This window comes from Dysgonomonas sp. Marseille-P4677, assembly GCF_016652235.1.
Classification (GTDB): Bacteria; Bacteroidota; Bacteroidia; order Bacteroidales; family Dysgonomonadaceae; genus Dysgonomonas.
The window spans coordinates 1-10,267 of record NZ_JAEPKU010000151.1; the positions used below are offsets into that span (position 1 = coordinate 1).

Sequence of the window (10,267 nt, forward strand, 5' to 3'; positions counted from 1 at the left end):
TTATAATATATGAACAATATTAAACGTATTTTAGTTCTCTGTATTTCTTGCTTGCTATTGAGCGCATGTAAAAAGAACGAAACACATTCACCCATAGTAGAGGTGGAGCCCGTCAAAGTCGATAATATTGAAATTTATGGAGAGTATGTGGGCATGATCAGAGCCTCTCGTAATGTTGAAATTCATGCACGTGTAGAAGGTTTTCTTGAAAGAATGACTTTTAACGAAGGAAAAAAGGTCTCAGCAAATGAACCTCTGTTTTATATTAGCGATAGACTTTACAAAGCAAAAGTAGAAAAGGCAGAAGCCAAACTCAAAAGAGATGAAGCTCAGGCCCAAAAAGCAGAAGGTGATTTAGCTCGTATAGAACCTTTGTACAATCAGAATGCAGCGAGTCGACTCGATCTGGATAATGCTATAGCGGCATTGAATATGTCAAAAGCTGATGTTGCTATGAGTAAGGCCGATTTAGAGCAAGCAAAGTTAGAACTCAGTTATACTGTTGTTCGTTCTCCATTATCAGGTTATATTAGTGAACGTTATGTAGATATAGGAACATTGGTTGGTAATTCTAAATCGTTACTTGCTACAGTTGTAAAACGTGATACTGTATTAGTCGATTTTAAACTAACCTCGCTTGATTATTTGCGTACTCAGCGACGCAATGTACATCTGGGAGAACTGGATACTACACGTTCGTGGCAACCAACGGTAACAGTTACGCTTGCCGATAATTCAGTATATTCTGCAAAAGGGATCGTAGACTTTGCTTCTCCACAGGTAGATCCTAAAACAGGAACTTTTGGTGTTCGGGCAGAATTGCCGAATCCCAATCAGGTACTTCTTCCGGGACAATTTACCAGAGTGAAACTGTTGCTCGATGTGATGGAAAACGTAGTAGTTGTTCCTAGAAAAGCTATCTCTATAGAAAAAGGAGGGGCTTTTATTTTCGTAGTTCGTCCTGATAGTATTGTCGAAAAACGGTATATAGAAACAGGCCCGGAGCAAGATAATAAAATAGTTGTGACTAGAGGTTTGTCTGTCAACGAAAATATAGTCGTGGAGGGTTATCAAAAACTTACACATGGGCAGCAAGCTATACCTCGTACACGCGAAGAGGAGCGAAGGATAATAGAAGAGGAAAAGAGTCAGGAAGTAAAAAAGGAGGATAAATAATGAAGTCCGGATTTTTTATAGACAGGCCTGTCTTATCTACTGTACTTTCTTTGTTGATTGTTATAATCGGTATTATTGGGTTGGCATTATTGCCAATAGAACAATATCCTCAAATAACACCTCCCGTAGTGAAGATTAGTGCTTCATACCCGGGAGCAAATGCGACCACAGTTTCTCAGGCTGTTGCTACACCGATCGAGCAGGAATTAAATGGTACGCCCGGTATGATATATATGGAATCGAGTAGTTCCAATTCCGGTGGATTATCCATAACAGTTACATTTGACGTAAGTACAAATGCAGACCTTGCAGCGGTAGAAATTCAGAACAGAGTAAAATTAGCCGAAAACCGTTTACCGGCAGAGGTTATTCAAAGTGGGATATCAGTAGAGAAGCAGGCGCCCGGACAGTTATTGACGATAGCCTTGACTTCAGACAATTCTAAATATGATGAAATATATCTAAGTAACTATGCTACAATAAATATAGTAGATGTTATCAGGCGTATACCCGGCGTAGGACGTGTTTCGAATGTCGGTAGTCGCTATTACGGAATGCAGATATGGGTGTATCCCGATCGTATGGCAAGCTTTGGGCTGACGGTGAAAGATTTACAGGATGCACTAAAAGATCAAAACCGAGAATCTGCAGCCGGAGAACTAGGTAAACAGCCTATTATAGATGTAGATGTCGCAATGCCTATTACTGCACAAGGTCGTTTATCTACGGTCAGCCAGTTTGAAGACATCGTGGTAAAAGCAAACAGTGATGGTTCGTTTATTCGTATGCGCGATGTTGCTAGAGTTTCACTCGAAGCCTCTTCTTATAATACAGAAAGTGGATTGAATGGAAAATATGCTACTATGCTTAGCATATTTATGTTGCCGGGAGCGAATGCGATGGAAGTAGCAGAGGAAGTGAAAGCCGCGATGGTTCAAATACAACAGGATTTTCCAGAAGGACTTGATTATAAGATCCCTTTCGATATGACCGAATATATAGATGAATCTATTCACGAGGTTTATAAAACTTTATTTGAAGCTTTAGCTCTGGTAATTATAGTTGTTTTCTTGTCGTTACAGAACTGGCGAGCATCTATAATTCCAATAGTCGCAGTTCCCATATCGTTGATAGGAACATTCGGGTTTATGTTAATAATGGGATTTTCGCTGAATATGTTGACTCTCCTTGGTTTAGTATTATCTATTGGTATTGTGGTAGATGATGCTATAGTTGTAGTTGAAAATGTCGAGCGTATCATGGCAGAAAAAAGGGTGAAAGCCCGAGAAGCTACCCATATGGCAATGAAACAATTGACAGGAGCTTTAATAGCGACATCTTTAGTTTTAGCAGCTGTATTTGTTCCTGTAAGTTTTCTGGATGGTATTACAGGCTCTCTTTACCGGCAGTTTTCTGTAACTATCGTTGTTTCGGTGTTGATATCGGCTGTTGTTGCTTTAACGCTTAGCCCTGCTATGTGTGCCATTATCTTACGCCCCGAAGTAGAAGGAAAGAAGAAGAATATCGTTTTTCGTAAAGTCAATGAGTGGTTAGCAAAGGGAAATAGTAAATATAGTAATATATTGATGAAAGTCATTAATAATCCCCGACGCATCCTTGCCGGATTTGGGATGGTTCTGGTCTTTATCTTTGTATTAAACAAAATAGTTCCTACCAGTTTTATACCTCAAGAAGATCAAGGCTATTTTACTGTCGAATTGGAAATGCCGGAGGGTACGACTTTAGAACGAATGCGTACCGTTACGGATAGGGCTATCGCTTATCTTGATAATCTTGATGCTGTAGAATATGTTCAAAATGTAACTGGCTCCAGTCCACGTGTAGGAACGAATCAAGGACGTACTACACTTACTGTTATTCTCAAATCGTGGAAGGAACGTGATACAGGAGTAGATGAGGTGATGCGTACAGTGCAGAAAGAATTTTATAATTATCCCGAAATAAGATCATTCGTCAGCCGTCCTCCGGCTATACCCGGATTGGGTTCTGCGGGAGGTGTAGAAATGAAGTTACAGGCTCGTTCCGATGCTCAATGGGACGATTTGGTTGCCGCTACAGATACTTTTATGTATTATGCCGAAAAATCAAAGGTATTATCGAATATCTCATCTTCTCTGCAACCTGAGATCCCTCAATTGTACTTTGATGTAGATCGCGATCAGGCTATGCTGTTAGGTGTGCCTATGTCAGATATTTTTTCTACAATGAAGGCATATTTAGGTTCGGTATATGTGAATGACTTCAATATGTTTAATCGTATCTATAAAGTTTATATACAGGCCGATCAAACTTACAGGGCAAAAGCAGAGGACATAAATCTGTTTTTTGTGAAAACCAAAACAGGATCTATGGTTCCCCTTACAGCATTAGGTAAAACAAGCTATACTACCGGTCCGGGTAACATCTCCCGTTTCAATATGTATACTTCGGCTTCGATGCAGGTTACTCCGGCAGTAGGTTATAGTTCGGGGCAAGCAATGAACGAAATAAAACGAATATCGAATGAATATTTACCGGACAATATCGGCGTGGCATGGAGTGGATTGTCATTTCAGGAACAAAGGGCCTCGGGGCAAACAGGTATAGTCTTGTCGTTAGTTTTTCTTTTTGTCTTTCTTTTCCTTGCTGCTTTATACGAAAGTTGGACCGTTCCTATTTCAGTCTTGTTATCATTACCTATTGCCGCATTAGGTGCATTCTTGGGTATATGGATACTGGGTTTGGACAATGATGTTTATTTTCAGATTGGCCTTGTCACACTAATTGGTTTGGCTGCTAAGAATGCTATTTTGATAGTCGAGTTTGCCAAAGAGCAGGTGGATGCGGGTATGCAACCGGTCTTTGCTGCTATGCAGGCCGCGAAGCTGCGTTTTCGTCCGATCTTAATGACTTCACTGGCGTTTGTGCTGGGTATGTTGCCAATGGTTATTGCTTCAGGGCCGGGATCGGCAAGCAGACATTCTATAGGAACAGGTGTGTTTTTCGGAATGATAATAGCTATTACTTTCGGTATAATTTTAGTGCCATTCTTTTTTGTAATGGTTTATAAAGCCAAAGAGAAATTTAAAATACCGGAACTGAAATTTCCTAAATTTCTTAAAATAAAAAGACTTATTAAAAATAATGAAAATGAGTAATTTCAAATATATATTAGTAGTTGTATTTATCTTACTCTCTTCATGTAAGATAGGGCAGAAATATAAACAGCCGGATATGCCAATGCCTCAAAAATTTGAAGTTGGCAATGCCCCAGAAGGTATAGTTGCAGACATTGGTTGGAGTACTTTATATGCTGATACAACGCTACAAGAGTTAATTGTAAAGGCATTGGATCATAATAAAGATATGCTTGTTGCTGTAGCTCGTATAAAAGAAATGGCTGCGAAAAATCGTATTTCTTTTGCTAACCTTTTTCCCGAGATAGGAGGAGAATTGGCCGGGCAAAAAGAATATCTGAATTATGGAGGAGAGAATAGTAAATATTCGCCGGAGCTGAGAGCTAATCTGAATATATCGTGGGAATTGGATATTTGGGGAAAATTAAGATGGGCAAACGAGGCTGCGGTTGCTGCTTATTTACAGACAGTAGAAGCTCAACGTGCTTTACATTTAACCATTGTTTCGCAGGTAGCCCAGTCGTACTTTGAACTAATGGCTTTGGATCGCGAGCTGGAAATTGTGAAACAAACATTGGAGGCCCGTAGAGAAGGCGTTCGTTTTGCCAAATTGAGATATGAGGGAGGTTTGACATCCGAAATTCCCTATCGTCAGAGTCTTGTTGAGTTAGCCCGTACCGAAACACTTATACCGAATTTGGAAAATGAGATCAAATTAAAAGAAAATGACCTTTTTATATTGATAGGAGAATTTCCTTCGGGTACTTTAGCTAGAGGAGGAGAGAGCATTAATCATCAGCAGATACCACAAAGTTTACCGATAGATTTACCTTCATCCTTGTTGAAACGCCGTCCAGATATGGTGCAAGCCGAACAAAAGCTTATACAGGCTAATGCCGAGGTAGGGATAGCATATACCGAAATGTTCCCGTCTTTAAAATTGACAGGACGTTTGGGTGGCGAAAATACAGAATTGACAGATTTTATAAAAAGTCCGACTTGGTTTATTGCAGGAGTCTTAACAGGACCTATATTCAATATGGGGAAGAATAAGGCTAAGCATAATGCCGCAAAAGCAGTATATGAGCAGGAGGTTTATACTTATGAGAAGTCTGTAATGGAGGCCTTCAAGGAGGTGAATAATTCCATTGTTACATTTAATAAGATGAAAGAAGTGTATCGCTCGCAAGAAGCTTTGTATAATTCAGCCAAATCTTATCACGAATTGGCTAAATTGCAATATGTAAATGGTGCTATAAGTTATATCGATGTGTTGGATGCCCAGCGCCAATTCTTCGATGCCGAAATAGCAATGAATAATGCTATTCTGAATGAATTAATATCTGTAGTTGCATTGTATAAAGCTTTGGGAGGAGGATTAAATAAATAGAAATTATTTATCTATAGAATACAATTGCGGTTAATAATTATTCGAAAAAAGTAACCTCAAAAAAAATAGTATAAAACTGTCACTTTTGTAACTTTTTAGTTAAAATATAGTTGTCTCTTTTTACCTTAAAATAATAAAAGAAATAAATCATATGAAGAAAATCACGTTTGTAATCCTGTTCTTTTGTGCACTTTCACTGGTTGCACAAACCAAGTACGAATTGAGAAACGATATTTCATACACCGATATAACAGAAACAGATACTTATCGGAAAGAGCGTTGTAAACTGGATATCTATTATCCTACGGACAAAAAAGACTTCCCCGTAGTAGTTTGGTTTCATGGCGGTGGTCTGGAAGTTGGGGAGAAGCATATTCCCAATGAATTGAAAGATAAAGGTATTGCTGTAGTTGCAGTAAATTACCGTCTTAGTCCTAAGGCTGCAAATCCTGCGTATATTGAAGATGCGGCAGCCTCTGTTGCATGGGTGTTCAAGAATATAGAGTCTTATGGCGGCAGCGTACAGAATATATATGTTTCAGGACATTCTGCCGGAGGATATTTGACATTGATGGTCGGTCTAGATAAATCATATTTAGCGAAATATGGGATAGATGCAGACAAAATTAAGGGATTGATTCCTATTAGTGGGCAAACCAATACGCATTATACGATAAGAAAAGAACGGGGCATTCCTCAAAATCTTCCTATTATAGATGCCTATGCACCATTGAATCAGGCACGTGCGAATATACCTCCGACTTTATTGATCTCAGGTGACCGAAATCTGGAAATGACGGCTCGGTACGAAGAGAACCTACATTTGGAATCTATACTTAAGTCTTTTGGTAATAAAGAAGTTACATTGTACGAAGTACAAGGTTTCGATCATGGAGGGGTGGCAAGTCCCGGATGCTTGCTGTTATTAGATTGGATTAAAAAATATAGTAAGAAATAAATGAAAAAGCGGAAGCCTATGGGTTTCCGCTTACTATTTATTTAATAATTATTGCTTCCTTAGAAGTTTTTTCTTATATTTTGAGCGATTGACTCAAATTCGGATTGTCCCAGCTTTATTCTGGGATTTGAAAGGATCATATCCGATTCTTTATTTATCGGGATCAGATGGATATGTACATGAGGTACCTCCATGCCTATAACCATTAGTCCTATACGTTTACAAGGAACTGCTTTCTCAATGGCTTTAGCAACTCTTTTTGCAAAAATATTTATATCGCTTAGAGTTGTATCATCCAAATCGAATATATAGTCAGTTTCTTGTTTAGGAATGACTAATGTATGCCCTTTAGCCATGGGATTAATATCAAGGAAGGCAAAGAATTTATCATTCTCTGCCACCTTATATGAAGGTATTTCACCGGAGACTATTTTACTAAAGATACTAGCCATCTTTGATCAGATCGAAATATTTAGAATTTCGAAACTCATTATCCCCGAAGGTACTTTTATCTCAGCTATATCTCCGACTTTTTTACCCATCAGGCCTTGTGCCACAGGAGTATTCACTGCAATCTTATGTTCTTTAAGATTTGCTTCACTCTCGGCTACAAGAGTATAAGTCATTTGTTGATTGTTCTTCGTGTTGCGTATAGTTACTTTATTCAGTATCTGGACAAAGTCAGTACCTATCGCATCTTCGTTTATCAATCGCGCATTAGCCATTAGGTTTTTCAATTGGGCTATCTTTGCTTCAAGTAGCCCTTGAGCCTCTTTGGCCGCATCGTATTCAGCGTTCTCAGACAAGTCGCCCTTGTCTCTAGCCTCTGCTATCTGTTTCGATATAGCAGGTCTTTCCACATTTTCAAGCGTGGCAATATCTTCCTTTAGCTTTTTATAACCTTCTTCGGTCATGTAAGTGATAGCCATAGTAATTAAAGATTAAATTAGTAAGTGACTATTGTTAAGTAATTGTTTTTAAGCGATAAAAAGAAAAAGAATCCTTGCCGTATAGGCCAGAACTCCTTTTCCTTTTTTCATACTATTTCAACAAAGATAATGTATAATTTTTATAGATTCAAAATATTTGACAATACTTTTATAATAATTTTTGAACTTCTACCGAGAGATCGTCAGTGGATAATATTCTTTTAACAATTTCTCCTTGTTTATTAACAAGGAATACAGAAGGTAGTCCTTGTATATTATATTTGGCGAGTAAGTCTGAAGCCAGTGACTTTTGATCCCTAACGCAAATCCAAGGTAGATTCACTGCGCTATTCTGCCAAACATGTACATCCGAATCGAATGAAACCTGGTATACTTCAACACTTCCTTTATATTTTGAGTAAGCTTTATTTATTAATATATTGTGTGCTGGGGAAAAGTCTGTTTGATATGCTGTAAAATCAAGAATAACGACTTTACCTTTCAAAGACGAAAGGCTAATATTCTTATTATGCATATCAGGGAGGTTTATATCATAATATGCACTGCTTTCTGTTTTTTGGGTATTAGCTATTTTGTCAAATGCAGCAGTTTGGTTATTAGCTTTTCTAAGTTCAGATAGAGCCGCCAATGTAAAGCTTTTCAGATTAGCAGTCCGAGGAGAATTTGGGTATTGACTATCCCAAATTGTAGCTATAGCCTGAAATACTGCAATATCTTTTTTATCATACGGGTCAAATATCAAATAGTTGTCTACTTTCTGGAAAAGAGCAAAATATGCGGCAGGACTTGTATAATCTGAGTAAATAAGGTCTCTTGCTTTTTCCTTATATTCATTAACAGCCTCTACGACTAAGGTTGTGTATTGATCTTGTGAAATCTCTTTATTCTCGTATTTTTTGCTTAAATCGGAAAAGGACTTGCTTAGCTTATTCTGATCCAAGACTACATCTTTAATTTTTGCTGAGGCGTTTGATCCTTCTATTGTGTATTCGGTCGCGAAAGCATCTTTTTGAGCTTTTACTGTAATTGTTTCTGTAGAATCTACTGCCAAATTGATTGTCTGACCTGCTAGTCTTAGGAGGTAAAACTCAGGGTAATCTAAACGGGCTTTGCTAAATTTGAAGTTACCTTCTTTATCAAGCTTGATAGAATCAATGACTGTTGTTTCGGTCAGAGTCCTCTTTTCAAGGTAGAGCATAGTCGTATCGGCATTCGCGACGCTTCCGTCGATCACAAACTGATTCTTTTTATCATTACAAGAAATGAGCGTTATAGTTGCAATAACAAGGATGGTTAATTTAGATAAAAGAGACGTTTTCATGTATATAATGTTATTAATATATTTCAATGGGGCAAAGATATTAATTATAATCAAAATTGATTAAACTTGAAGGCTTCTCTTTTTATATATAATATGCTTTATTTCCTTCAGATTGGGACATTTTTATTTTTTTATTATATATTTACATAGTCCTTGAACCTTAAAGACATTATTTATACTATGCATAGATTTATATTAATACTTTTTTTGATACAGGGTTGTGGATTCTTTATTCGAGCCCAAGATTCCCTTAGTTTGGAAAGGCTAGATGTTATTCAATTGAAAAATGGCCAAGAGATAGAAGGGGTGGTTCTTAAACAAGAGTTTGGAACTATCACAATAAAAGTAATTGATAGTGTCTCGCACAGAGAAAAGGTGCGGATTTACCAACAAGGAGAAGTGAAAAATGTATTTAAGCAAAGTAAATTCAAAATAGGCACTCCCAAATCATCAGGCATATCATCTGGTATATCGCAAAACCTTATTTCAGAACAATCGCAAAAGGACGATATCCTAAAGCAAACGATAAGTTCTCATGATAATATACAAATACCCATAATGACGAATGAACCTGTGATAATTAATGCGCAACGAAGTACAAATCCGGACGATTATTTTGATCCTTTCAGCGTTCCTAGGCCTAAGCGACGAGAACGAATTTGGAATCGTGAAATAAGAGGATTTCGTGCATTTCTTGATTATGCATATATTCAAGGTATAGGTAAATCCAAAAATAATAGGTTCGAAACAGCTGGCTCTGTCGGGTTTCAATTCAATCCTATATTTTATATAGGTGTAGGAACTGCTTTTGATTTGACATTAAACGATGCAGACTCATCTTTACCTATATTTTTAAATCCTCGTATTAATTTCCTTGACGAATCTACGACGCCCTTTTGGGATCTGAAAGTTGGATATTCAGCCGCTATGGGTAAAGGATTTTACTGTAGTACGTCATTGGGTATAAGTCTTTCCAAGAAAGGAAAGCGTGCATTAAATCTAGGATTGGTCTATTCTCTCCAAAATGCAACGTATTATGATTGGAGTGATACTGAACCTAAAACTAGAATAGCCTTTAAGCCGACTTATCATGGCATTGCATTTAAACTTACGTATGAATTTGGAATAGGTAGATGATTGATTTCATCTTCTTATAGGATGATTTTATCTTTTCTTTCAGAGACTCATTCTATAAGTAAACTTTTTTAATAACAAATATGTTTTATAACACATTTGTTATAAGGTTATTAAAGTGAGGTATAAAAAAACTTTAATATTTTTCTCTTAAAAGATTTGGAGTATAATAAAGTTTTCTCTACTTTTGCATCCGCTTTC

8 protein-coding genes are annotated in these 10,267 nt (G+C 37.4%); 5 read left to right on the forward strand and 3 right to left on the reverse strand.

The annotated features are described in order from the left end of the window. The first annotated feature begins 9 nt into the window (after positions 1-9). From JGH11_RS17465 to JGH11_RS17480, 4 genes are all read left to right on the forward strand, one after another. Positions 10-1,176 (forward strand): efflux RND transporter periplasmic adaptor subunit, encoded by a 1,167-nt coding sequence (locus tag JGH11_RS17465; RefSeq protein WP_201113958.1) that lies wholly within the window; start codon positions 10-12, stop codon positions 1,174-1,176. Next, complete coding sequence (locus tag JGH11_RS17470) at positions 1,176-4,334, forward strand: efflux RND transporter permease subunit (RefSeq protein WP_201113959.1); 3,159 nt, start codon at positions 1,176-1,178, stop codon at positions 4,332-4,334. Before JGH11_RS17465 ends, JGH11_RS17470 begins: the two co-directional genes overlap by 1 nt. Beyond that, positions 4,321-5,703: an efflux transporter outer membrane subunit gene (locus JGH11_RS17475; RefSeq protein WP_201113960.1), complete on the forward strand. Its 1,383-nt coding sequence runs from the start codon at positions 4,321-4,323 to the stop codon at positions 5,701-5,703. The genes JGH11_RS17470 and JGH11_RS17475 overlap by 14 nt, the downstream gene beginning before the upstream one ends. 151 nt (positions 5,704-5,854) lie before the next feature. Next, on the forward strand, positions 5,855-6,661 hold the full coding sequence (locus JGH11_RS17480) for an alpha/beta hydrolase (protein ID WP_201113961.1): 807 nt from the start codon (positions 5,855-5,857) through the stop codon (positions 6,659-6,661). A 59-nt stretch (positions 6,662-6,720) separates the two neighbouring features. On the opposite strand, the gene JGH11_RS17485 is transcribed toward JGH11_RS17480, so the two are convergent. From JGH11_RS17485 to JGH11_RS17495, 3 genes are all read right to left on the reverse strand, one after another. Continuing rightward, positions 6,721-7,113 carry an HIT family protein gene (locus JGH11_RS17485; RefSeq protein WP_201113962.1) on the reverse strand — a complete coding sequence of 131 codons (393 nt, stop codon included), beginning with the start codon at positions 7,111-7,113 and terminating at the stop codon, positions 6,721-6,723. A 6-nt stretch (positions 7,114-7,119) separates the two neighbouring features. Further along, positions 7,120-7,590, reverse strand: coding sequence for a transcription elongation factor GreA (gene greA / locus JGH11_RS17490; RefSeq protein ID WP_201113963.1), 471 nt, complete (start codon positions 7,588-7,590; stop codon positions 7,120-7,122). A 169-nt stretch (positions 7,591-7,759) separates the two neighbouring features. Next, positions 7,760-8,932: a TlpA disulfide reductase family protein gene (locus tag JGH11_RS17495; RefSeq protein WP_201113964.1), complete on the reverse strand. Its 1,173-nt coding sequence runs from the start codon at positions 8,930-8,932 to the stop codon at positions 7,760-7,762. 255 nt (positions 8,933-9,187) lie between these two features. Between JGH11_RS17495 and JGH11_RS17500 the strand changes: the two genes are divergently transcribed. Next, a complete protein-coding gene (locus JGH11_RS17500; RefSeq protein ID WP_236264112.1) occupies positions 9,188-10,069 on the forward strand; it encodes a hypothetical protein in 882 nt (293 codons plus the stop codon). Positions 10,070-10,267 lie beyond the last annotated feature (198 nt).

Coding starts and splice junctions, on each gene's coding strand:
- JGH11_RS17465 (WP_201113958.1), top strand. CDS start 10: ATGAACAATATTAAACGTATTTTAGTTCTCTGTATTTCTTGCTTGCTA.
- JGH11_RS17470 (WP_201113959.1), top strand. CDS start 1,176: ATGAAGTCCGGATTTTTTATAGACAGGCCTGTCTTATCTACTGTACTT.
- JGH11_RS17475 (WP_201113960.1), top strand. CDS start 4,321: ATGAAAATGAGTAATTTCAAATATATATTAGTAGTTGTATTTATCTTA.
- JGH11_RS17480 (WP_201113961.1), top strand. CDS start 5,855: ATGAAGAAAATCACGTTTGTAATCCTGTTCTTTTGTGCACTTTCACTG.
- JGH11_RS17485 (WP_201113962.1), bottom strand. CDS start 7,113: ATGGCTAGTATCTTTAGTAAAATAGTCTCCGGTGAAATACCTTCATAT.
- greA (WP_201113963.1), bottom strand. CDS start 7,590: ATGGCTATCACTTACATGACCGAAGAAGGTTATAAAAAGCTAAAGGAA.
- JGH11_RS17495 (WP_201113964.1), bottom strand. CDS start 8,932: ATGAAAACGTCTCTTTTATCTAAATTAACCATCCTTGTTATTGCAACT.